We start from the raw sequence: 21,704 nt of genomic DNA on the forward strand, positions 1-21,704 counted from the left end.
CTGTCGACGCTGCTCTTCGAGGCGTCGTATCAGGTCGTCCATTTTCGCAAGGAAGCTCTCGGCGAATACACACGCCTGCCCGAAAAACTGGACGATCCTGGTCGAGATGAAGCATGTCGAAACCGGCATCTGGCACCGCCGGATCAAACATGTGCTCGCGTAAAGCATGGTGGAGCGCGACCTGGCGCGTGCGTGCGTATGGCTCTTGTTATTGTGTGTCCGCGCTTACCAGAACAAGGATTGCGGGCCGAATCGGCGGATCGCCATCTCTCTCTTCGTTGGCGTGATCTTGCGTGTAGGCAGGAACTATTTGAAGGTTCGCCCCACGCCCCACATGGCGGACGCATCGATGGATCCCCTGCGTATTCTAAGCAATCAGATTTTTGAGTCTTGCCATCCGCGATTCTGACGCCACAACGCAGAGACGGACGCACAAAACAAAAAAGCCAGCTGATCGCTGGCCTTCATTTGTTTCGATTCAATCGAATCGTCGAATCCTGGTGGGCGGTGCAAGTTTCGAACTTGCGACCCCAGCAGTGTGAATGCTGTGCTCTACCCCTGAGCTAACCGCCCTACTTTTTACTGCTTTGCTGCGATTGCGTCGCTGCAATGACGAGCATTATAGGGGGAGTTTTGCGTTTTGTCACCCCTGCGGAGAATATTTTCTCCAAACACATTCTCCCTTCACGCCTTTGTCGAGTGCGGCAAGAACATTCTCGTGCTCGGCGAGCTCGTCGGCAGCAGCCGGCAGCACGAGGATCTCGCCCAGCGGACCGGCTTCCAGCACGATGCCGCCGCCGCTCGCCTCGACCTCGACGTCCATCGACAGCGTATTCTGGCCGCGGGTCATCGCCAGGTAGACGTCGGCCAGCAGCTCCGAGTCCAGCAGTGCGCCGTGCAGCTTGCGGTGCGCGTTCGAGATGCCGTAGCGGTCGCACAGCGCGTCCAGCGAATTGCGCTTGCCGGGGTGAAGTTCCTTGGCATGGACGAGCGTATCGATCACGTTCGAGCAGTGTTCGACGAACGGCGGCAGGCCCATGCGCTCGAACTCATGGTTCAGGAACGCAAGGTCGAACGGCGCGTTATGGATGATGATCTCGGCGCCCTGCACGAATTCGCGCAGTTCGTGGGCGATCTCGTGGAACTTCGGCTTATCGCTGAGGAACTCGGTCGTCAGGCCGTGGACCGCCAGTGCCGCTTCGTCCGAGTCGCGCTCGGGGTTGATGTAGCGGTGGAAGTTATTGCCGGTCAGCTTGCGGTTGAAGATCTCGACGCAGCCGACTTCGATGATGCGGTCGCCGGTGCGCGGATTCAGGCCTGTGGTTTCGGTATCGAGGACGATTTGGCGCATGCGCGTGGAAACTCAAAAAAGCGTGGAAAGAACCGGTAAGTATAACAAAATCAGGGAAATATCAACGCTTTAGCGAAGCCGCACCCATGTTGGCGAGAGCGTCGGCGCGCTCGTTGCCGGGGTGGCCGTTGTGGCCGCGCACCCAGCGCCATTCGACGGCGTGCTGCTGCTGGGCGGCGTCCAGCGCCTTCCACAGGTCGTCGTTCTTGACGGGTTCCTTCGCCGACGTCTTCCAGCCCCGCGCCTTCCAGCCGTGGATCCATTCCGAGATCCCCTTTTGCACGTACTGGCTGTCCGTGTGCAGGACGACCTCGCACGGGCGGTTGAGGACGGTGAGCGCCTCGATCACGGCGCGCAGTTCCATGCGGTTGTTCGTCGTGTTCGGCTCACCGCCGAAGATTTCCTTTTCGTGGCCACCATCTGCCACGAGCAGCGCGCCCCACCCGCCGGTACCCGGATTTCCCTTGCAGGCGCCGTCGGTAAAAATCTCAACTTTGGTCATGCTGCGCTTCTTCCTTATCTCTTACTTGTAATGTTCGTTGCGGTTCGCCGCCGGCACCGCCTGCGGCGCCTTGCTCGTCTTTTTATTCCAGGCCGGACCGATGATGCGCATGCCCTTCACGCGCTTGATCGCGTGGACCATGTACACGGCCCCGAGATACGGCCACCAGCGCTGCCCCGCCCCCTCGACGAAGGCGAAGCGGTTGAGCCATTGCGCGGTCCGGAACGGCGGCGCGTAGCAGCCGAAATGGCCGCGCGTGACGCCCAGATTCAATAATTTTAACCAGTCTTTCAGGCGGGGCATAGAGATGAACTCCCCCGCGGCCGGCAGGTAGTCGCTGCTCGTGATGCGCCCCATCCCCTGGCGCACCCCCCACAGGCTGGCCGGGTTGAAGCCGCAGATGATCACCTGGCCTTCCGGGATCAGCACGCGCTCGACTTCGCGCAGCACCTGGTGCGGCTCGGCCGCGAATTCCAGCACGTGCGGCAGCACGACGAGGTCCAGGCTTTGCGACGCGAACGGCAGGTCGGCGAAGTCCAGCGCGACGGCGATCTGCTTGCCGGTGGCGGCATAGACCAGTTCGTTGGCCGTCGACGTGCGCGTCGCCGCCTGCCATTTGTTGGGCATGCGGTTGGCGGCCAGCGCGTCGATCTGCGGCACGCCGATCTGGACCGCGTTGAAGCCGAAAATATCGACCGTCAGCTCGTCCAGGCACGCCTGCTCCCAGGCGCGCACGTACGCGCCCGCCGGCGATTGCAGCCAGCGGTCGAGCGCTATAATGGATTTTTCGGATGCCGCGCTGTCCATGCCCAACCTTTATCGATACCCATATGATTCCCGTGCCCACTGAGCTGGCTGTCCTGACCGTGCCAGCGTTCAAGGATAACTATCTTTGGCTCATCCATGACGGCGTGCATGCGGCAGTGGTCGACCCCGGCGATGCCGAACCGATCCTCGCGGCCCTGCAGGCGAATGGCCTGACCCTGACCGCCATTCTACTCACCCATCACCATGCTGACCACATCGGCGGCGTGACGCGCTTGCTCGAACACAGCAACGTGCCCGTCTTCGGTCCGCGCAACGACGGCATCGCCGTCGTGAACCACCCGGTGGGCGCAGGCGACACGGTCGAGGTGCCGGGCCTCGCGCTCGGGCTCGCCGTGCTCGACGTCCCCGGCCACACGAAGGGCCACATCGCATACGTGCGCCAGGATGCGGGCGCGCACTGGCTGTTCTGCGGCGACACCTTGTTCGGCGGCGGCTGCGGCCGCCTGTTCGAAGGCACGCCGGCGCAGATGATGGCCTCGCTCGCGAAGCTGGCCGCCCTCCCCGACGATACGCTGGTCTATTGCGCCCACGAATATACGCTGTCGAACCTGCGTTTCGCCGAAGCGCTGGAACCGGGCAACCGCGCGCTGCAGCTGCGTATCGCCAACGACAGCCAGCTGCGCGGCACGCACCTGCCCACGATCCCGTCGACGATCGCGATCGAAAAGGCGACGAACCCCTTCCTGCGCACGCGCGAGCCCGCCATCATCGGCAGCCTGACGGCGGCCGGCCGTCTCGCGCCCGGCGCCGACCAGGTGACCGTATTCGCCGCGCTGCGCGAATGGAAGAACGTTTTTTGACGACGGTCCGCTGCTACGCGGATCCCATCAGCCCGTATGCGTGGCTGGCCCTCGCCGATCTCGCGCGGATCGAGGCCGCGGGCGCGCGCGTCGTGGTGGTACCCGTGCTGTTCGCGGGCCTGCTGGACGCCCACGGCACTGTCGGGCCGGCCGAAATCGATGCGAAGCGCCGCTACATGGCCCGCGACGTGATGCGCGAAGCGGCGCGCCGCGGCCTGCCCTTCGCCGGTCCGCCCGGCCACCCGTTCAATCCGCTGACCGCCCTGCGGATGTGCACGGCCATCGACGATGACGCGCGTCGGCGCACGTTGTTCGTCGCGTTGACGCGTGCGACGTGGGAACGGGGCGAGGACTTGATGGATGCGGCGACGCTGGTCCGGCTGGCGGACGAGGCCGGGCTGGATGGCGCCGGACTATTCGCGGCGGCGCAGGCGCCCGCCGTGAAGCAGGCGCTGGCCGATGCGACCGCGCAGGCCATCGGCGAGGGCGTGTTCGGCGTACCGACGTTCCAGGTCGATGGGGAACTGTTCTGGGGTGCGGACCGGATCGATGCCCTGCTCTGGCATGTGCAGGGCAGCGGCATCGATGAAGACGCGTTGCGCGCGTTTCTCGGCAGGGCGCCGCGCGCGCAACGTCAACGTTGACGACTCAGATTTCTTCGTACAGCGGCAGCGTCAGGAACTCGGCGAATTCTTCCGAGGTCGACATCTGTTCGAAGATCTGCGCGGCGCGGTCGTAGGTCGGGCTGTCGCCGTTCGGGGCGGCCGCCTTCGCGTTGGCCAACTCCTGCGGGATCATCGCGCGCACCATCTCGGCCGTGACCTTGCGGCCGTCTTCCAGCACACCCTTCGGCGAGCGGATCCATTGCCACACCTGCGAACGGCTGATCTCGGCCGTGGCCGCGTCTTCCATCAGGTTGTGGATCGGCACGCAGCCGTTGCCGGCCAGCCAGGCGCCCAGGTAGTGGATGCCCACATTGATGTTGTAGCGCAGGCCCGCTTCCGTGATCGGGGTCTCCGGACGGAAGTCCAGCAGGTCCTTGGCCGTCACCTCGACGTCCGGACGCTGCTTGTCGATCTGGTTCGGGCGGTCGCCCAGCACCTTCTTGAACTCGGTCATCGCCAGTTCGACGAGGCCCGGGTGCGCGACCCAGCCGCCGTCGTAGCCGTCGGTCGCGTCGCGTGCCTTGTCGTTGCGCACGCCGCCCATCGCAACTTCGTTCTTTTCCGGATCGTTCTTGATCGGGATCAGCGCCGACATGCCGCCGATCGCCGGGGCGTTCCGCTTGTGGCAGGTCTTCAGCAGCAGCAGCGCGTAGGCGCGCATGAACGGCGCCGTCATCGTGACCTTCGGACGGTCGGCCAGGCAGAAGTCCTTGTCCAGCTTGAACTTCTTGATGCACGAGAAGATGTAGTCCCAACGGCCCGCATTCAGGCCAGCGCTGTGCTCGCGCAGTTCGTACAGGATCTCGTCCATCTCGAAGGCGGCGACGATCGTCTCGATCAGCACGGTCGCCTTGATGGTGCCTTGCGGCAGGCCCAGTTCGTTTTGGGTCATGACGAAGATGTCGTTCCACAGGCGCGCTTCCAGGTGCGATTCCATCTTCGGCAGATAGAAGTACGGACCGGCGCCGCGGGCCAGTTGTTCCTTCGCGTTGTGCACCATGAACAGGGCGAAGTCGAAGATGCCGCCCGAGATGCGCTTGCCGTCGACGAGGACGTGCTTTTCGTCCAGGTGCCAGCCGCGCGGACGGACGACCAGCGTCGCGACCTTGTCGTTCAGCTTGTATTGCTTGCCGTTCTGCTCCAGCGAGATCGTCTTGCGCACCGCGTCGCGCATATTGATCTGGCCGGTGATCTGGTTGTCCCAGTTCGGGGTGTTGGAGTCTTCGAAGTCGGTCATGTAGCTGTCCGCGCCCGAGTTCAGCGCATTGATGACCATCTTGCGCTCGACCGGGCCCGTGATTTCCACGCGGCGGCATTCCAGCGCCTTCGGGATCGGCGCGATCTTCCAGTCGCCGTTGCGGATGTGCGCCGTCTCGGGCAGGAAGTCCGGGCGCTCGCCGGCGTCCAGGCGTTTCGCGCGCTCGACGCGGGCGGCCAGCAGCTGCTGGCGGCGCGGTTCGAATTCGCGGCTCAGTTTCGCTACCAGCGCGAGCGCTTCCGGCGTCAGGATCTGTTCATAGCCGGGCTTGATCTCGGCCCGGATTTCCATTCCGGCTGGGGTGGCGATGGTCATTGCGTTCTCCTGTTCTAGTATGAAATGTGGACAGTGCCGATGTTCCTGGCACAAGCCAGCTTGGCGTTTGATATTGCTTCCAGTATATTCACTATTAATCGCCTAAACGAGACAAAAAATATATTCATTTATGCTTTTTTGTCACAAGTGACGAACAGAATCGAGGCATTCCTTTGGACCATTTCCGTCAGATATCTACCTTTGTCGAAGTCATTGCCCGCGGCAGCCTGTCCGCGGCCGCGCGCGCGGAGGGCATCGCGCCGGCCATGATCGGCCGCCGCCTGGACGCACTCGAGGCGCGCCTGGGCGTGAAACTCTTACAGCGTACCACGCGCAAGCTGGCGCTGACGGACGAAGGGGCGGTGTTCCTTGAGGATTGCCAGCGCATCCTTGCCGAGCTCGAAGAAGCGGAAGCGGCCGTGTCGGAACGGAGCGCGCGCGCCACCGGGCATCTCGTCGTGTCCGCCCCCGCCGGCTTCGGGCGCCAGCACGTGGCCCCGCTGGTCCCCTCCTTCCTGGCCGAACACCGCGAAGTGAGCGTGAACCTGAACCTGTCCGACCGCGTCGTCGACGTCATCGGCGAAGGCGTCGACATCGCGATCCGCATCGCGAGCCTGACGGACTCGAACCTCGTCGGCGTGAAGCTCGCGGACAATCACCGCGTCGTCGTCGCGACGCCCGGCTATCTGAAGCGCCATGGGACGCCGCAGACGCTGGCCGACCTGTCGAAGCACAATTGCCTGGCAATCAGCAGCCAAGGCAGCCAGCGGGGCTGGACGTTCCGCGACCACGGCAAGATCGTCACAATGAAGGTAGGCGGCAATATGGTGTGCAACGACGGCGCCGTGTTGCACGACTGGGCGATGGCCGGGCGCGGGCTGGCCTGGCGGTCGATGTGGGAAGTGAGTTCGGAAATCGAAGCGGGCCTGCTGGTGCCCGTGCTGGAACAGTTCGCGGCGCCGGGCAACGATATCTATGCCGTATTCGCGCAACGCCGTCACTTGCCGCTACGCATCAGAGTATTCGTGGACTTTCTGCGCCATGCGTATTCTCAGCCGGATTACTGGCGCAAACCGGGCTGACCGGCATGAAACGATAGAGCAAAAAAAAATCCTCGGAAGCTCCGAGGATTTTTTGTCATCAATTCAGCAGATTACAGCGGCTGAATGTTCGATGCTTGTTTGCCTTTCGGACCGGAGGTCACGTCGAACGAGACGCGTTGGTTCTCCTGCAGGGACTTGAAGCCCTGGCTCTGAATCGCCGAGAAGTGCGCGAACAGATCTTCGCCGCCTTCGTCCGGGGTGATGAACCCGAAGCCTTTGGAGTCATTGAACCATTTAACGATGCCAGTTGCCATTACAATTTCCTATTTCAGTTGAAGTGGACCGAAGTCCGTTTACGATCGTTTGAAGAAGCAAGAAACAAATGACAGACTAACTGCACTGCTACCGCGAATCCAACGATCCCTAATTATACCGAATAAACCCGCATGTACACGGTTTTCGCAAAATAAAACCGGGATCCGTGACAATTCCTGAAGCCAACCTTTTTACGGATCCCATTTGCGTCGGCAGTACGCAAAATATAGGGCATGGATGCGGATAAAGTTTGTCCTAAATCAAACGATTTCGGGACAGGTGCTTTGTTGTGACGCTATACAGAAGACTCGTCGTTCGGGTATGCGGCCTTCGGATCGACGCTGCCCCACGCGATGAACACATCCAGTTCGGACAGCCACGCGTCCCACTCCTCCGGGGCGACAGCGTCGAATGTCGTCAGCACGCGCAGGCGCTGTTCCAGCATGCGCGCCTGCTGCCCGAGGATGCGGAAGCCGAATGTGGCGGACGAGCCGGCCAGCGTGTGCAGCACCGCGTGCATCTGCTCGATCAGCGCGGCGGGCGGCCGTTTCGGCTCGAAGGCGTTGCGCGCGGCCGACAGGCGGCCGAGCGTCTGCGGCAGGCTCGCCGCGAATTTATCGTTCAGCTCCGCGAGGCGCGCGAAGAATTCGGCATCCGCACTCGAACTCATTTCGTGCCACTCATTTCGTACCAAATATACGGTCGCCCGCATCGCCAAGGCCAGGCACGATGTAGGCGTGGTCGTTCAGGTTGCTGTCGAGCGAAGCCACGTACAGCTTCACGTCCGGATGGGCCTTGTGGAACACTTCCACGCCTTCCGGCGCCGCGACGAGGGCCAGGAAGATGATCTGGTCATCCGTCACGCCGCGCTTCTTGAGCACGTCGACGGCGTACACGGCCGAGTTGCCCGTCGCGACCATCGGATCGCACAGGATGAACGTGCGCTCGGTCGTGTCCGGCAGGCGCACGAGGTATTCGACGGGCAGGTGCGTGTCTGGGTCGCGGAACACGCCGATGTGGCCGACGCGGGCCGACGGCACCAGTTCCAGCAGGCCGTCGCTCATGCCGACGCCGGCACGCAGGATCGGCACGATGGCCAGCTTCTTGCCCGCGATGACGGGGGCGTCGATCGTCATCAGCGGCGTATCGATCTGGCGCGTCGTCAGCGGCAGGTCGCGCGTGATCTCGTAACCCATCAGCAACGTGATTTCCCGCAGCAGTTCGCGGAACGTGCGCGTGGACGTGCCGCGGTCGCGCATGTGCGACAGCTTATGCTGGATCAGGGGATGGTTCAGGATGAACAGGTTCGGGAAGCGCGGATCTTGTTTCATTTATGCATGGCCGGCGCTTGTGGCAGCGGCGTGGTTATCTGGTAAATGGCCAGCATTATCCCAGTTTGTGCTGTCATTTGTCGAAGTTTTATCGGGGCTTATTCCACCAGCGCACGGGCGAGGATCGCGTCGCAGTCGCCCCCTCCCGGCAGCCGGCCGAACGCGCCGCCGACGTCCACGGCGATGCGCGACGCCACGAACGCGTCGGCGACGCATGCCGGCGCATGGCGCAGCAGCAGCCCCGCCTGCACGGCCACGACCAGGTGTTCCGCGAGGCGGCGCGCGCCGAATTCGTCGGCCGCGAGCGTGGCGAGGCCGTCCAGCAGGCGCGCGCAATACGCGTCGAAGCGGCTGTCGCGGCCGGAGGCGAGCGCCAGTTCCGCCGCCAGCGCGTCGCGCGTCTCCGGGCCCTTGGAAAACGCCCGCAGCACGTCGAGGCACATCACGTTGCCGGAGCCTTCCCAGATCGAATTGACGGGGAATTCCCGGTACAGGCGCGCCAGCGGGCCGTCCTCGACATAGCCGTTGCCGCCCATGACTTCCATCGCCTCGGCGCCGAACGCGGGGCCGCGCTTGCACAGCCAGTATTTGCCGGCCGGCGTCAGGATGCGGCCCAGCAGCGCCTCGCGCGGGTCGGCGGCGCCATCCGGACCCGGGTCGAAGCAGCGCGCCAGCCGCAGCGCGAACGCGGTCGCCGCTTCCGATTCCAGCGCCAGGTCGGCCAGCACGTTCTGCATCAGCGGCTGGTCGGCGAGCTTGCGCCCGAACGCGCTGCGCGCACGCGCATGGTGCAGCGCGTGGCACAGCGCCGCGCGCATGATGCCGGCCGAGCCCAGCACGCAATCGAGGCGCGTGTGGCTGCCCATTTCGAGGATCGTCGGAATGCCCCTCCCCTCCTTGCCGATCAGCCAGCCGACGGCGTCGCAGAACTCGACTTCGGACGACGCGTTCGACTTGTTGCCGACCTTGTTCTTCAGACGCTGCACACGGATGGCGTTGCGCGTCCCGTCCGGCAGGAAGCGCGGTACGAAGAAACACGACAGACCCGCACTGCCGCCCTCGTCCGTCTGCGCCAGCACGAGATGGGCGTCCGATTGCGGGGCCGAGAAAAACCATTTGTGGCCGACGAGGCTCCACGCGTCGCGCCAATCGGCGCCGAAGCGGGTCTCAGCCACCGCCGGATTCATGCGTGTCGCCCGCGTCGTGTTGGCGCGCACGTCGGTGCCGCCCTGTTTTTCCGTCATGCCCATGCCGATCAGGGCGCCCCGCTTCTGCCCGATCGGCAGCGAGCGCGGGTCGTAGGTGCGCGACAGGATCTTCGGCAGCCAGTGCGCCGCGATGCCCGGGTGCTGGCGCAATGCCAGAACGGACGCGTACGTCATCGTCACGGGACATTGCGAGCCGTTCTCGACCTGGCCGAACAGCAGATAGGCGGCCGCACGCGCGACCTGGGCACCGGGCCGCGGGGCTTCCCACGGCAGCGAGTGGGCGCCGTTTTCGATCAGCAGGCGCATCAGCTCATGCCAGGCAGGGTGGAATTCGACCTCGTCCACGCGATGCCCGCCGCGGTCGAAATTGACGAGGCGCGGCGGGTTGTCGTTCGCCAGCCGGCCCAGGTCCAGCACGGCGGCTGCGCCGAGTTCCCGCCCCAGCCGCCCAAGTTCTCCCTCCGCCCAGCCGGCGCCTTCGCGCACCAGGCCTTCGCGCAGCGCGGGGTCGCAGGCGAACAAGTCGACGTCACCGAACGGCGGCGCCTGGTTGAAAACCTCGTGGGTGTCGAATCGGTTCATGGCGTCCCTCCCGGAATGGCCGAGTTGTTGCAGCTGAGCATCATGTGAACGGCGCGAAAGTTTCTACTTTGCACTGTATCGGCGACAATAACCCTTCAGGCCCACCGCCGGGTTATCGGTTAGGCAACAAGGCTAGCCCAAAGCCGCGTGCGGGGCAAGCGGCACCAATTCAGATGCCGGCACTGCGACGCGTCAAGCAGCGGCAGAAAGTGACACGGCATTGTGCATTTTAGTGCCGGCTGGAATCTTTCGGTGATACATTGCTTGTTGTTTTGGTACACTCCAGCATTAAAGGCAGTTCCTGCCTAGATTTGAAAGCAGATATTTCGACAATGCGCGCCAGTTCACCCGCAGTACCGAACGATCCGCGTCATGCGGCCCCGGCGGCGAGCCCGGACGGCTACATGGAGGCGGTGGGCGACGTCGCGTTCCGCCTCGACCCTTCCGGCCTGATCCGCCACGCAAGCCAGCGCGCCCAGCGTACGTTCGGTGCGCAGACGCTGGCCGGCGCGGTATTGACGACACTGGCCGTCGAAGTCGACCAGGCCGCCCTGCGCAACGCCCTCGTCGATGCCGGCACGGCCAGCGATCCGATACTCGTCGAAGTGCGCCTGCGCTGCGCCGGCAAGGACGCCTGGTTCGAATTGCGCATCGGCCAGCTCCCGGGCAGCCATGAATTGCTGGCCGTCGGCCGCGACATGTCGGCCCAGCGCGCGACCGAACAACGGCTGCGCCACATGGCCACGCACGACGCGCTGACGGAACTCCCGAACCGCCTGCTGCTGTCCGACCGCATCCGCATGGTGATCGCCAATGCGCGCCGCTCGGGCCAGGGCTTCTGCGTCGCCACGATCGGCCTGGACGGTTTTAAAAAAGTCAACGACGGCCTCGGCCACCCAGTCGGCGACGCCGTGCTGCGCCAGGCCGCGATCCGCCTGCGCAAGACCTTGCGCGACAGCGACACGCTGGCACGCGTCGGCGGCGACGAGTTCGTTGCCGTCCTGCCCGGCACGTTCACGCCGGACCAGATCAAGCTCGTGAGCGGCCGCCTGCTGGCCGCGCTGCAATCGCCGTTCGAGGTCGACGGGCATACCGTGTACCTGGGCGCCTCCGTCGGCGTGTCGATCTATCCCGACCACGCCGAGGACGAGATCCGCCTGATCGCCCTCGCCGACGCCGCCATGGGCCGCGCCAAGGAAACGGGCAAGGGCCGCGCAGTCGTCTACAGCGTGCGCGAGAACGGCATGCCGCAGCACGACATCTCGCTCGAAGCCGCGATGTTCCAGGCCGTGCGCGAAGGTGAATTCCTGCTGTACTACCAGCCGATCGTGTCCAGCCGCACGCGCCAGATCGAAGGCTTCGAGACCTTGATGCGCTGGAAGCATCCGACCCTCGGCATGGTGCCGCCCGTGCGCTTCATCCCCATCGCCGAGACCAATGGCCTCATCAACCTGCTCGGCGCCTGGGCGCTGAAGGCGGCACTGGTGCAGCTGCGCCAGTTCGAGGAAGTGGCCAAGCGCGACCTGTACATCTCGGTCAACATCAGCCCGCGCCAGTTCCGCAACGACCGCTTCCTGAACGTGCTGGACGACGCCCTCGGCTTTTCCGGCGCGTCCGGCGACAAGCTCGTGCTCGAGATCACGGAAGGCACGCTGATGGTCGACCCGGCGCACGCGGAGGCGATCCTGACCAGGATGGCCGAACGCAACGCCCGCATCGCGATCGACGACTTCGGCACCGGCTATTCGAGCCTCGCCTACCTGAAACGCTTCCCGATCTCGGTGCTGAAAATCGACCGCGCCTTCATCAAGGACCTGCCCGCCTCGACCAAGGACGCGGCGATCTGCAACGCCGTGCTCGACCTGGCCAAGCACCTCGACCTGTCGGTCGTGGCCGAAGGCGTCGAGACCGAAGAACAACTGACCTACGTCGAGTCGCGCGGATGCGACTACGTACAAGGCTACCTGACCGGGAAGCCGATGCCGGCCCACGTGGCCATGGCCGCGCTCAAGGAAAACCTGTACACGGAACTGCTGCCGGACGAATTACGGGCGGGCCTCACATGAACCAGACTGCTACCATCGAACGATCGCCGAAAGCCGACGCCACCCTCGCCCTGCTGTGGGAGCGGATCCGGCGGCGCGGCGACATGCCCGGCTTCACCAGGGCCATCAACGCCATCCTCGCGTCCATGCGCGGCGAGGACGAGCGCGACTTTTCCATGACCCAGACGGTGCTGTCCGACCCCGTGCTCACCCAGAAGGTGCTGCGCCTGGCGAACAGCGGCATGTACTCGGCCTTCGGCCAGCGCATCAACACCGTCTCCAAGGCCATCCTCGTGTTGGGCACGGAAGCCATCGGCCACCTGGCGCTGGGCCTGAAACTGATCGAGGAACTCAGTAAATCCACGCCGGATTCGCTGCAGGCCCACATCGAGATGGAAAAGGCCGTGCTGGCCGGGATGGTGGCGCACCAGGTCGCGGCCGAAGCGGCCATGCGCGATCCGGAAGAAGCCGTCGTGTGCTCGATCCTCCATTCGCTGGGCCGGATGATGGTCACGTTCTACCTGCCCGAGCACTGGACCCTGATGCAGCAGGCGGCAGGCGCCGGCGACATCGACCCGATCGCCATCGCGCAACTGGGCCTGTCGCTCGAACAGATCGGCCGCGCCACCGCCGAACACTGGGGCCTGCCGCGCAACCTGATCGCCGGCATGCGCCACGTGGAGCCGGGCTTGCGCGGTGCCGACTTTGGCCACGACGACTGGCTCGCCGCCCTCGGCACGATGGCGTCGCAATGCGCCGACAGCCTGTGGCACAACGACGAAGCGGGCGCCGAACAGGTGAAACTGCTGGCCGCCGGCTTCGCGCCGCTGATCGGCATCGAGCCCGACAACATCGTCGGCGCCATCGAGAAGGCGAAGGTCGAAGCGGCCGCGGACCTGTCGATCGCGCCGCTCGCGAATCCGCCCGAGAAGCGCGCCCGCACCGCCGCCGTCACGCGCATGCGCGAGGCCGGCAACAAGATCCTGCTCAGCGGCGTGGCCGACATGCGCGATGGCGCCGCGACCGCGACGCCGGGCCAGATGGTGTCGATGGCGATCGAGACGGCGTACCACGGCCTGTCGTTCACGCGCGCGTTCGGCTTCCTGCGCAACCGCCGCGACGGCCGCTACACGGCCAAGATCGGCCTGGGCGACAACGCCAAGACACTCGTGCCCAAGCTGTCGTTCGACGATACGTACGAACCGAACGTGTTCTTTGCCTCCCTCGGCAGCGACCGCGTGATCTTCATCGAGAACGCGCGCGATCCAAAATTCTCGAGCAAGCTGCCGGGCTGGTGGAAAGGCACGCTGTCCGAGGCCCGCTGCTTCGTCATCATCCCGCTGTGCACGCGCGGCGAGCCGGTCGGCTTCATCTACGGCGACTGGGACGACCGCTTCCCGTCCGTCTACCTGAGCCAGACGGAGTTTTCGCTGCTGAACGAATTGCGCGCGCTCGTCGTGACGAGCGTGGAGCGGCGGCAGCCGGTGGAAGCGGTGGCGAGCCGGGCCTGAACGTCGTCCCTGCGAAGGCAGGGACCCACCTTGCGAGCGTCGCCGCAGCGCGACGAACCTGGGTTCCCGCCTGCGCGGGAACGACGTATCAACTGCTTCGGTATTTAACGCAGGCGCGGCGTATCCACGTGCACGTCACCGCACTGGGCGCGGTTCATCAGGGCGTGATCGATCAGCACCAGCGCCAGCATCGCCTCCGCGATCGGCGTCGCGCGGATGCCCACGCACGGGTCGTGGCGGCCGAACGTCTCGACCGTCACCGGATTGCCCTGCTTGTCGATCGAGCGGCGCGGCGTGCGGATCGACGACGTCGGCTTGATGGCGATGGACACGGCGATGTCCTGGCCCGTCGAGATCCCGCCCAGCACACCGCCGGCATTGTTGCCCACGAAGCCTTCCGGGGTCAGTTCGTCGCCGTGTTCCGAACCCTTCTGCGCGACCGAGTGGAAACCGGCGCCGATCTCCACGCCCTTCACCGCATTGATGCCCATCATGGCGTAGGCGATGTCGGCGTCGAGCTTGTCGTAGATCGGCTGGCCGAGACCCACCGGGACGTTCTTCGCCACCACGTCGATGCGGGCGCCGATGGAATCGCCCGCGCGGCGCAGTTCATCCATTGCCGCTTCCATGCGCGCGATCAGGTCGGCGTCGGACGTCGCGGCGAAGAACGGGTTGGCGTGCACGTGCTTGAAATCCTCGAACGGCACGGGAATGTCGCCCAGCTGGCTCATGCAGCCCATGAACTCGGTGCCGTACTTCTCGCGCAGCCACTTCTTGGCGATGGCGCCGGCGCCGACGACGGGCGCGGTCAGGCGCGCGGACGAGCGGCCGCCGCCGCGCGGGTCGCGCACGCCGTACTTGTGCCAGTAGGTATAGTCCGCGTGGCCGGGACGGAACATCTCGACGATGTTGCCGTAGTCCTTGCTGCGCTGGTCCGTGTTCTCGATCAGCAGCGCGATCGGCGTGCCCGTCGTCACGCCTTCGTAGACCCCGGACAGGATCTTCACCTGGTCCGCTTCCTGCCGCTGCGTCACGTGGCGCGACGTGCCCGGCTTGCGACGGTCCAGCTCGGGCTGGATATCGGCTTCGGACAACGTCAGTCCCGGCGGACAGCCGTCGATCACGCAGCCGATTGCGGGACCGTGCGATTCGCCGAAAGTGGTTACGGAAAACAGCTTGCCAAATGTGTTGCCGGACATGGAATCTCGTTGGGTTGTGCGAATGGAATGGAAGATTCTACCAGCATGGACAAAGGACCGGTGAATTGGCTAGTTGCATCAATAAAAATGTTTCCACATGGAACTTTTTTGCCTGAATTGATAGCATTGCAGATATACTGGTTCGCAACTATCGAGCTTAACCTGGAGACGCAGCAATGCCCGCACCGAACACGCCTCCGGGCGCCGCACAGGACGATGACCTGGTGTTCGCAGACGAGACGCCGGCAGACCCACCTGTGAAGGACGGCGGCGCGTGGCGCGTGCTGATCGTCGACGACGATGCCGACGTCCATTCGACGACGACGTTCGCGCTCGGTGCGCTCGAGATGCACGGCCGGCCGCTGGCATTCCTGCATGCGTATTCCGCCGCCGAAGCGATGGACGTGCTGGCCCGCGAACACGACATCGCCGTGATCCTGCTCGACGTCGTGATGGAACACGCCGACGCGGGGCTGCACCTCGTGCGCCACGTGCGCGACACGCTCGGCCGCCACGACGTGCGCATCATCCTGCGCACGGGCCAGCCCGGCTATGCGCCCGAGATGGACGCCATCCGCGGCTACGACATCAACGATTACCGCACCAAGTCGGAACTCACCCGCACGAAGCTCTACACGAGCGTGGCCGCCGCGATCCGCGCCTACGAGCAGATCCGCGCGCTCGAAGACAGCCGCACGGGCCTTGCCGAAGTCGTGCGCGCCAATACGGAATTGATGGCCATGCACACCGTCGGCGCGATGACGCTCGGCATCCTGCGCGAAGTGGCCGCCCTCGCCGGCCAGCCGGCGGACGGCGTGCTGTGCGCCTGCCCGCCGGGCACGGGCAACGTCGGCTGGCAGGTGCTCGCCAGTTGCGGGCCCAGCACGGACCTCGCGCGCGACGGCATGCTGGCGCCGGGCGGCCAGGGCCCGGCCGCCGCCATCGCGCGTGCGCTGGCCGAACGGCGCAACCGGTACGAACCCGACCACCTCGCCCTTTACTTTTGCGGCAAGTCGCACCGCCATTTCGCCGCGTGGCTGAAGTTGGCGCATCCGCTGGACGCCCTGCGCCGCGGCCTCGTCGACGTCTTCACGAGCAGCATCGCCGTCGGCCTGGACAACGTCGCGCTGATGACCGCCCTGCACCGCGCGGCGTTCTACGACGGCCTCACGAGCCTGCCGAACCGGACACGCCTCGTCGAACTCATCGACGACAGCCTGCAGTCGCGCGCCGACGCCACCCTGTGCCTCGTCGACATCGACCAGTTCGCCGAAACCAACGACGCCCTCGGCCACCAGTTCGGCGACGCGCTGCTCGGCGCCGTGGCGCAGCGCCTGCGCACGCGCCTGGATGCGCGGGTGGCACTGGCCCGCATCGGCGGCGACATCTTCTGCCTGCTGGGAGATGCCGGCCTGATCGATCCGGCCGCCGTGCAAGACCAGTTCGCGGCGCCGTTCTCGATCGAAGGCCAGGACGTGCAGGTGTCCGCCACGCTGGGCCTCGTGCGCCTGCTGGAACACGACGGCACCGCGGCCGATGCGCTGAAGGATGCCGACATCGCGCTGAAGCGCGCGAAGACCCAGCGGCGCGGCGGCCACTTCTATTTTTCGCGCGGCATGGGCGTGGAGATCCGCGAACGGGTGCGCCTGATGCACGCGCTGCGCAGCGGCTTCGCGCGCGGCGAACTGTTCCTCGCCTATCAGCCCCAGGTCGAACTGGCCGCGCGGCGCGCGTTCGGCGCCGAGGCGCTGCTGCGCTGGCGCACGGAAGACGGCCGCTTCGTCCCGCCCGACCGCTTCATTCCGATCGCGGAATACTCGGGCCTGATCATCGACATCGGCGCGTGGGTGCTGCGCGAAGCCTGCGCGGAACTCGTGCGCGTGCGCGCGGCGGGCCACCTCGACTTCACGATGTCGATCAACGTCTCGCAAGTCCAGTTCCGCCATCCGCATTTCATCGACATGCTGCGCCAGGCGCTGCTCGATACGGGCGCGCCGCCGGAGCGTGTCGAGCTGGAGATCACGGAATCGATGGCGATGGAAGAACCCGATCTGCTGATCGAACGCCTCGCCGAAATCAAGCGCACCGGCGTGTCGATCGCCATCGACGATTTCGGCACGGGCTTCTCGTCCCTCTCCTACCTGCAGCGCCTGTGCGTGGACCGGCTCAAGATCGACCGCGCGTTCGTGACCGAGATCACGGACGCGGCAAGGGGCAGCAGCATCGCGGAGATGGTCATCGAGCTGGGCCGCAACCTGGGCCTGTCGATCATCGCCGAAGGTGTGGAGGACGAGGTGCAGGCGCAGATCCTGCAGGCGCTCGGTTGCCCGCTCGCGCAGGGCTATCTGTTCGCGCGCCCGCTCGCGCCCGCGGCACTCATCGAGTGGCTGGGCAGCGACGCGCTGACGCGCGCCGCGTAATCACCGACGACCGGTCAATCCTCGGCCATCTGCTCGGCAGGCCAGTCGCGTATATAGGCCTTGAGCATGCGGTTCTCGAAGCTCTGCGCCTCGAGCACGGCCTTCGCGACGTCGTAGAACGAGATCACGCCCAGCAGCGTGCGCGCGTTCATGACGGGCAGGTAGCGCGCGTGCTTTTCCAGCATGATGCGGCGCACTTCGTTGACTTCGGTGTCCGGGGTGACGGTGATCGGGCTGTCGTCCATGTGCTTGCGCACGGTGCCCGCGGGTTCGAGCGAACCGCCGTGCGCGTGCAAGGCCTTGATGACCTCGCGGAAGGTCAGCATGCCGACCAGGTCGCCATATTCCATCACGACGAGCGAGCCGATGTCGCGCTCGGCCATCGTGGCGGCGGCGTTGGCCAGGTCGGTGTCCGGCGACACGGTGTAGAGGATGTCGCCCTTGACCTGCAGGATTTCCGATACCTTCATTTGGACCCCCTTGATTGGAGATGCGTGCTGCGTTGTGTATTTCATAAATTTGACTCTAGCCTAAGCTCCCCAAAAAATCCACCTTTTTGCCTTGCAACCGTGCACTCCGCACCATCTTGATGATTAAATGTAACGGTTAGCGCTATCGGATGCTAGCATGCGCCGTCTTCGTTTTCAGGATGAACCCCATGAGCGGTCCCCGCTACCCCGGCTTCAGCACGCTGGCGCTGCACGTCGCCGCCGCCACGCCGTCACCCGACCCGGCCGTCGCCACGCTCGAGGAGCGCGCCGCCGCCCTCGAAGGCGGTGTCGCCGGCATCGCGACGGCCAGCGGCCAGGCCGCGCTGCATCTCGCGCTGGCCACGCTGGCAGGCAACGGCCACCACGTGGTCGCCGCGGACAACCTGCATGACGACGCGCGCGCCCTCCTCGCACATGGCCTGCGCCGCTTCGGCGTCACGACGACGTTCGTCGATCCGCGGGCTCCCGACGCGTGGCGCGCGGCCATCCGGCCCGAGACGCGGGTGCTCGTCGGCGCGGCCCTCGGGCTGGAGGGCACCGTTCTCGACATCCCGCGCGTGGCCGCCGTCGCGCATGACCACGACTTGCCGCTGCTCGTCGACGCGACGCTCGCCACGCCGTGGCTGCTGGCCGTGTTCGACCATGGCGCCGACCTCGTGGTCCATGGTGCCGCCTTCCTCGCGGGACAAGCGGACGCGCCTGGCGGCCTGCTCGTCGACGGCGGCACGTTCGACTGGCATGCCGCGCACACGCGCACGGGCCGCTACGCCGACCTGTGCGAACCGAACCCCGCCTGCGACGGCCGCGTGTTCGCCGAAGAGTCGACGGTCGGCGGCTTCGCCCTGTGCGCGCGCCACGTCGGCCTGCGCGATTTCGGCACCGCGCCGGGCGCGCACGATGCGGCCGCGATCCTGCGGGGACTCGAGACCCTGGGCATGCGCATGGACCGGCACGTGGCCGGCGCCCGCAAGGTCGCGGAGACGCTCGCGGGCCATCCGGCCGTCACCGGCGTCGCGTATGCGGAACATGCACTGCTGCCGCGCGGCGCCGGCGCCGTCGTCCCGTTCACGCTGCGGGGCGGCCCGGCCGCGGCCGGCCGCTTCCTCGATGCGCTGAAGGTCTTCGGCCGGGCGGATGCCATCGGCGGCCCCCGCTCGCACGCCACCGGCGCCGGCGCGGGCGCGGGCGCGGGCACCGTGCGCCTCTACGTCGGCCTGGAAGACCCGGACGACCTGGAGGGCGACCTCGCCCGCGCCCTGAAACTGGCGCAGAAAGGAGCCTGACATGCTGCTCGACGTGAACGGCAAGACCGCCTACGCCTACGCTGCCGGCAGCGCGCCTGGCCCGGAGGCCATCGTGTTCATCCACGGCGCCCAGAACGACCATTCCGTCTGGACGACCCAGGCCCGCACCCTCGCGCACCAGGGCCATCAGGTGCTGGCCGTCGACCTGCCCGGCCACGGCCGCAGCGCCGGCCCCGCGCTGGCGACGGTCGAGGAGATGGCCGCCTGGCTGCTCGACCTGCTCGATGCTGCCGGTGTCGGCAAGGCCGTGCTGGCCGGCCACAGCATGGGGTCGCTGATCGCCCTCGAAGCGGCGTCCCGGGCGCCCGCCCGCGTGCGCGCGCTGGCCCTCGTGGGCAGCACGTGGCCGATGAAGGTGTCGGACGCGCTGCTGGAGACGGCGCGCACGAACGAACCGGGCGCCATCGACATGGTCAACCTGTGGTCGCACGCGGCCATCGCGCCGGCCGCGCCCAGCCGGCCGCAAGGTGTCTGGCTGGCGGGCGCGTCGCGCCGGCTGATGCAGCGCCTGTCGCAGCTGAACCCGGATCAGCTGTTCCACACGGACTTCGTCGCGTGCAATACCTACGCGAACGGGGGCGCGGCCGCGCAGGCCATCGCGTGCCCGACCCTGTTCGTGCAGGGCCGGCGCGACGCGATGACGCCGCCCCGTTCGGCGCAAGGGCTCGTGGCCGCGATCCCGCATGCGCGCGTTGTCGCGCTCGGTTGCGGGCATGCGCTGATGACGGAACAGTCCGATGCGGTGAGCGCCGCGCTGGCGGACTTCGTGCGCGACCTGGATTGATCTACACTGGACGGCAGGGAGACAACCGGGAGAGCAGCATGGCCGCCGTCCGCTACGACAGTTTCGCGCAGTTCTATCCCTGGTACCTGACCCAGCACGAGAACCGGATGTGCCGGCGCGCCCACTTCCTCGGCACGTCGTCGGCCATCGCGGGCATCGCGCAATACATCGACAGCCTGAATCCGTGGTGGCTCGCCGTCGCCGTCGTGACGGGCTATGGCGGCGCCTGGATCGGGCACTTCTTTTTCGAAAAGAACCGTCCGGCCACGTTCGGCTACCCGTGGTATTCGTTCCGCGCGGACTGGGTGATGTATTGGGAGATGCTGACCGGCAAGCTCAGCTGGTGACCCGGATAAAATGGTCAGCCAGCGTCTCGTCCAGCCCCCGCTCGACGGACGCCTCGACCTCGCGGGCGAGCGCGGCCGTGTCCAGCGCCAGCGGCGACTGCGCGCCGTCGGCCGGCGCTCCGGTCTCGCTCTTGACGCCGCCGAACACGAACAGCCGGTAGACGTCCGCGAGCCTGACGAGGCGCGGATCGACGAGCAAGACCCAGCAATCGGTCCCGGCCCGCGCACCTCCGCCTTTTCCCATCCTCCACCGCAGTGGTACCTGCTCCTCGACGTGCACGCGCCCGACCCAGCCGGCCGCCACCATACGTTCCAGCAGCTCCGTCATCTCGTCGTAGCCGATGCGCGTGCATGCGCGGATCTGCGCACTCGACACCATCGCGGTCCCCGTCAGGCGCGCCCCGCCATGCAGCACCTTCAGCACGGCCATCGCATCGACGAAGGCGCCGCCCGGCACGGGTTCGTACCACCAGCGTTCGTACTTGACGATGGGCAGCGCGGCCGTCAGCAGCGCGCCGACCAGCGTGATCATCCACGATAGGTACATCCAGACGAGGAACAGCGGCAGCGCGGCCAACGCGCCATAGATAATGGCGTAGGTGGGGAATTGCCGGATGAAGATGGCGAACACGCGTTTCGCCACCTCGAACGCGATGGCGGCGACGAGGCCGCCCCACATGGCATCGCGCCAGTCGACGTCGCGGTTCGGCACCGTCATGTACAGCAGCACGTAGGCGCCCGTCGTCAGCGCGACCGACACGAGGGTGTAGAACACGGCGCCCAGGAACGGCACGAGGCTCATCAGCCCGTTGGTGGCGGAAAACAGTTGCGATGTCAACGTCAGCGACAGGCCGAACGCGAGCGGCCCCAGGGTGACGAGCGCCCAGTACACGAGCACCCGCTGCACGACGGGACGGGGGCGGCGCACCTTCCAGATCTGGTTGAACGCCCGCTCGATCGTGCCGATCAGCGCGACGGTCGTGAACACGAGGGCGATACCGCCGACGGCCGACAGCCCCGTCGCCTTGCTGGCGAACTGCGTGAGGTTCGACGTGATCGTGTTGGCGATCGCCTTCGGCATCAGCATCTGGACGAAGTAATTGTCCAGGGCGGTGCGCAGCTTGCCGAACATCGGAAACGTGGTGAAGATGGCCAGCACGATCGTCAGCAGCGGGACGATCGCGAGCGTGGTCGTGAACGTGAGGCTGCCCGCCACCTGCGGCAGCTTTTCCTCGGTCAGGCGGCGGCGCGCGAAGCGCACGAGGTCGCGCGCCTCGTTCCACGTCAGTCCGCGCACCCGGTCGACGCCCGTGTTGATCATCTCGGTCGTGCTGCGGGAAAGATTGGTGACGGTCTTGGAAAGCATCGAAAAAGCGCCGACGGCGAGCGTGTCATCTTGTAAAGC

At 65.9% G+C, this 21,704-nt stretch carries 20 protein-coding genes and 1 tRNA gene; 9 read left to right on the plus strand and 12 right to left on the minus strand.

Annotated features, from left to right (window positions below; translation table 11 throughout):
• Positions 1–498: 498 nt before the first annotated feature.
• The 4 genes from ACEN9G_RS29815 to ACEN9G_RS29830 all read right to left on the minus strand — a co-directional run bounded on the left by ACEN9G_RS29815 (position 499) and on the right by ACEN9G_RS29830 (position 2,660).
• Positions 499–573: transfer RNA gene (locus ACEN9G_RS29815), tRNA-Val, on the minus strand.
• Positions 574–643: 70 nt separating this feature from the next.
• The gene (dnaQ, locus tag ACEN9G_RS29820; RefSeq protein ID WP_413340679.1) at positions 644–1,351 is read right to left on the minus strand and encodes a DNA polymerase III subunit epsilon; all 708 of its coding nucleotides are present in this window, start codon (positions 1,349–1,351) and stop codon (positions 644–646) included.
• Positions 1,352–1,412: 61 nt separating this feature from the next.
• Complete coding sequence (gene rnhA, locus ACEN9G_RS29825) at positions 1,413–1,853, minus strand: ribonuclease HI (protein ID WP_413340681.1); 441 nt, start codon at positions 1,851–1,853, stop codon at positions 1,413–1,415.
• Positions 1,854–1,874: 21 nt separating this feature from the next.
• Positions 1,875–2,660 carry a class I SAM-dependent methyltransferase gene (locus ACEN9G_RS29830; RefSeq protein WP_413340684.1) on the minus strand — a complete coding sequence of 262 codons (786 nt, stop codon included), beginning with the start codon at positions 2,658–2,660 and terminating at the stop codon, positions 1,875–1,877.
• Positions 2,661–2,683: 23 nt separating this feature from the next.
• Between ACEN9G_RS29830 and gloB the strand changes: the two genes are divergently transcribed.
• Together gloB and ACEN9G_RS29840 are read left to right on the plus strand one after the other, a co-directional pair.
• Positions 2,684–3,481, plus strand: coding sequence for a hydroxyacylglutathione hydrolase (gene gloB, locus ACEN9G_RS29835; RefSeq protein ID WP_413340686.1), 798 nt, complete (start codon positions 2,684–2,686; stop codon positions 3,479–3,481).
• On the plus strand, positions 3,463–4,125 hold the full coding sequence (locus ACEN9G_RS29840; protein ID WP_483127433.1) for a 2-hydroxychromene-2-carboxylate isomerase: 663 nt from the start codon (positions 3,463–3,465) through the stop codon (positions 4,123–4,125). Before gloB ends, ACEN9G_RS29840 begins: the two co-directional genes overlap by 19 nt.
• A 4-nt stretch (positions 4,126–4,129) precedes the next feature.
• Here ACEN9G_RS29840 and aceB read toward each other — a convergent pair whose 3' ends face one another.
• Positions 4,130–5,719 carry a malate synthase A gene (gene aceB / locus ACEN9G_RS29845; protein ID WP_483127434.1) on the minus strand — a complete coding sequence of 530 codons (1,590 nt, stop codon included), beginning with the start codon at positions 5,717–5,719 and terminating at the stop codon, positions 4,130–4,132.
• A 173-nt stretch (positions 5,720–5,892) separates the two neighbouring features.
• Between aceB and ACEN9G_RS29850 the strand changes: the two genes are divergently transcribed.
• Positions 5,893–6,801, plus strand: coding sequence for a LysR family transcriptional regulator (locus tag ACEN9G_RS29850; protein ID WP_413340690.1), 909 nt, complete (start codon positions 5,893–5,895; stop codon positions 6,799–6,801).
• Between the two features lie 71 nt (positions 6,802–6,872).
• Here ACEN9G_RS29850 and ACEN9G_RS29855 read toward each other — a convergent pair whose 3' ends face one another.
• The 4 genes from ACEN9G_RS29855 to ACEN9G_RS29870 all read right to left on the minus strand — a co-directional run bounded on the left by ACEN9G_RS29855 (position 6,873) and on the right by ACEN9G_RS29870 (position 10,198).
• Positions 6,873–7,076 carry a cold-shock protein gene (locus tag ACEN9G_RS29855; protein ID WP_036166698.1) on the minus strand — a complete coding sequence of 68 codons (204 nt, stop codon included), beginning with the start codon at positions 7,074–7,076 and terminating at the stop codon, positions 6,873–6,875.
• A 296-nt stretch (positions 7,077–7,372) separates the two neighbouring features.
• Positions 7,373–7,747, minus strand: a complete 375-nt coding sequence (locus ACEN9G_RS29860; protein ID WP_483127435.1) for an Hpt domain-containing protein — start codon at positions 7,745–7,747, stop codon at positions 7,373–7,375.
• Between the two features lie 10 nt (positions 7,748–7,757).
• Positions 7,758–8,408: a uracil phosphoribosyltransferase gene (gene upp, locus ACEN9G_RS29865; RefSeq protein ID WP_036231756.1), complete on the minus strand. Its 651-nt coding sequence runs from the start codon at positions 8,406–8,408 to the stop codon at positions 7,758–7,760.
• Positions 8,409–8,506: 98 nt separating this feature from the next.
• Positions 8,507–10,198 carry an isovaleryl-CoA dehydrogenase gene (locus ACEN9G_RS29870; protein WP_483127436.1) on the minus strand — a complete coding sequence of 564 codons (1,692 nt, stop codon included), beginning with the start codon at positions 10,196–10,198 and terminating at the stop codon, positions 8,507–8,509.
• A gap of 332 nt (positions 10,199–10,530) precedes the next feature.
• Between ACEN9G_RS29870 and ACEN9G_RS29875 the strand changes: the two genes are divergently transcribed.
• On the plus strand, positions 10,531–12,264 hold the full coding sequence (locus ACEN9G_RS29875) for a putative bifunctional diguanylate cyclase/phosphodiesterase (RefSeq protein WP_413342913.1): 1,734 nt from the start codon (positions 10,531–10,533) through the stop codon (positions 12,262–12,264).
• Positions 12,261–13,754 carry an HDOD domain-containing protein gene (locus ACEN9G_RS29880; RefSeq protein WP_413342911.1) on the plus strand — a complete coding sequence of 498 codons (1,494 nt, stop codon included), beginning with the start codon at positions 12,261–12,263 and terminating at the stop codon, positions 13,752–13,754. The genes ACEN9G_RS29875 and ACEN9G_RS29880 overlap by 4 nt, the downstream gene beginning before the upstream one ends.
• 104 nt (positions 13,755–13,858) lie before the next feature.
• Here the strand turns inward: ACEN9G_RS29880 and aroC are convergent, their stop codons facing one another.
• Positions 13,859–14,953, minus strand: a complete 1,095-nt coding sequence (aroC, locus tag ACEN9G_RS29885) for a chorismate synthase (RefSeq protein ID WP_413342909.1) — start codon at positions 14,951–14,953, stop codon at positions 13,859–13,861.
• Positions 14,954–15,129: 176 nt separating this feature from the next.
• On the opposite strand from aroC, the gene ACEN9G_RS29890 reads away from it, so the two are divergent.
• Complete coding sequence (locus ACEN9G_RS29890) at positions 15,130–17,373, plus strand: GGDEF/EAL domain-containing response regulator (RefSeq protein ID WP_483127437.1); 2,244 nt, start codon at positions 15,130–15,132, stop codon at positions 17,371–17,373.
• Between the two features lie 14 nt (positions 17,374–17,387).
• Here ACEN9G_RS29890 and ACEN9G_RS29895 read toward each other — a convergent pair whose 3' ends face one another.
• Positions 17,388–17,843: a CBS domain-containing protein gene (locus ACEN9G_RS29895; RefSeq protein ID WP_036231747.1), complete on the minus strand. Its 456-nt coding sequence runs from the start codon at positions 17,841–17,843 to the stop codon at positions 17,388–17,390.
• A gap of 188 nt (positions 17,844–18,031) precedes the next feature.
• On the opposite strand from ACEN9G_RS29895, the gene ACEN9G_RS29900 reads away from it, so the two are divergent.
• Genes ACEN9G_RS29900 through ACEN9G_RS29910 form a run of 3 tightly spaced genes read left to right on the plus strand, consistent with a single transcriptional unit; the run spans position 18,032 to position 20,299 of the window.
• Positions 18,032–19,147: a PLP-dependent transferase gene (locus ACEN9G_RS29900; protein WP_483127438.1), complete on the plus strand. Its 1,116-nt coding sequence runs from the start codon at positions 18,032–18,034 to the stop codon at positions 19,145–19,147.
• A 1-nt stretch (position 19,148) separates the two neighbouring features.
• Positions 19,149–19,952, plus strand: a complete 804-nt coding sequence (locus tag ACEN9G_RS29905; RefSeq protein WP_483127439.1) for an alpha/beta fold hydrolase — start codon at positions 19,149–19,151, stop codon at positions 19,950–19,952.
• Between the two features lie 38 nt (positions 19,953–19,990).
• The gene (locus ACEN9G_RS29910) at positions 19,991–20,299 is read left to right on the plus strand and encodes an Mpo1-like protein (protein ID WP_413344785.1); all 309 of its coding nucleotides are present in this window, start codon (positions 19,991–19,993) and stop codon (positions 20,297–20,299) included.
• On the opposite strand, the gene ACEN9G_RS29915 is transcribed toward ACEN9G_RS29910, so the two are convergent.
• The gene (locus tag ACEN9G_RS29915) at positions 20,289–21,665 is read right to left on the minus strand and encodes a YihY family inner membrane protein (protein ID WP_413344783.1); all 1,377 of its coding nucleotides are present in this window, start codon (positions 21,663–21,665) and stop codon (positions 20,289–20,291) included. The two genes, ACEN9G_RS29910 and ACEN9G_RS29915, sit on opposite strands and share 11 nt — an antisense overlap.
• Positions 21,666–21,704 lie beyond the last annotated feature (39 nt).

The sequence above is a fragment of the Massilia sp. Masssp94 genome (genome assembly GCF_059491305.1).

What these genes read in the sequence shown, in the direction of transcription:
- dnaQ (WP_413340679.1), bottom strand. Translation starts at nt 1,351, where the DNA reads ATGCGCCAAATCGTCCTCGATACCGAAACCACAGGCCTGAATCCGCGC.
- ACEN9G_RS29860 (WP_483127435.1), bottom strand. Translation starts at nt 7,747, where the DNA reads ATGAGTTCGAGTGCGGATGCCGAATTCTTCGCGCGCCTCGCGGAGCTG.
- ACEN9G_RS29830 (WP_413340684.1), bottom strand. Translation starts at nt 2,660, where the DNA reads ATGGACAGCGCGGCATCCGAAAAATCCATTATAGCGCTCGACCGCTGG.
- aroC (WP_413342909.1), bottom strand. Translation starts at nt 14,953, where the DNA reads ATGTCCGGCAACACATTTGGCAAGCTGTTTTCCGTAACCACTTTCGGC.
- upp (WP_036231756.1), bottom strand. Translation starts at nt 8,408, where the DNA reads ATGAAACAAGATCCGCGCTTCCCGAACCTGTTCATCCTGAACCATCCC.
- ACEN9G_RS29880 (WP_413342911.1), top strand. Translation starts at nt 12,261, where the DNA reads ATGAACCAGACTGCTACCATCGAACGATCGCCGAAAGCCGACGCCACC.
- ACEN9G_RS29900 (WP_483127438.1), top strand. Translation starts at nt 18,032, where the DNA reads ATGAGCGGTCCCCGCTACCCCGGCTTCAGCACGCTGGCGCTGCACGTC.
- ACEN9G_RS29875 (WP_413342913.1), top strand. Translation starts at nt 10,531, where the DNA reads ATGCGCGCCAGTTCACCCGCAGTACCGAACGATCCGCGTCATGCGGCC.
- ACEN9G_RS29870 (WP_483127436.1), bottom strand. Translation starts at nt 10,198, where the DNA reads ATGAACCGATTCGACACCCACGAGGTTTTCAACCAGGCGCCGCCGTTC.
- ACEN9G_RS29895 (WP_036231747.1), bottom strand. Translation starts at nt 17,843, where the DNA reads ATGAAGGTATCGGAAATCCTGCAGGTCAAGGGCGACATCCTCTACACC.
- ACEN9G_RS29915 (WP_413344783.1), bottom strand. Translation starts at nt 21,665, where the DNA reads ATGCTTTCCAAGACCGTCACCAATCTTTCCCGCAGCACGACCGAGATG.
- ACEN9G_RS29910 (WP_413344785.1), top strand. Translation starts at nt 19,991, where the DNA reads ATGGCCGCCGTCCGCTACGACAGTTTCGCGCAGTTCTATCCCTGGTAC.
- rnhA (WP_413340681.1), bottom strand. Translation starts at nt 1,853, where the DNA reads ATGACCAAAGTTGAGATTTTTACCGACGGCGCCTGCAAGGGAAATCCG.
- ACEN9G_RS29890 (WP_483127437.1), top strand. Translation starts at nt 15,130, where the DNA reads ATGCCCGCACCGAACACGCCTCCGGGCGCCGCACAGGACGATGACCTG.
- ACEN9G_RS29840 (WP_483127433.1), top strand. Translation starts at nt 3,463, where the DNA reads ATGGAAGAACGTTTTTTGACGACGGTCCGCTGCTACGCGGATCCCATC.
- aceB (WP_483127434.1), bottom strand. Translation starts at nt 5,719, where the DNA reads ATGACCATCGCCACCCCAGCCGGAATGGAAATCCGGGCCGAGATCAAG.
- ACEN9G_RS29905 (WP_483127439.1), top strand. Translation starts at nt 19,149, where the DNA reads ATGCTGCTCGACGTGAACGGCAAGACCGCCTACGCCTACGCTGCCGGC.
- gloB (WP_413340686.1), top strand. Translation starts at nt 2,684, where the DNA reads ATGATTCCCGTGCCCACTGAGCTGGCTGTCCTGACCGTGCCAGCGTTC.
- ACEN9G_RS29855 (WP_036166698.1), bottom strand. Translation starts at nt 7,076, where the DNA reads ATGGCAACTGGCATCGTTAAATGGTTCAATGACTCCAAAGGCTTCGGG.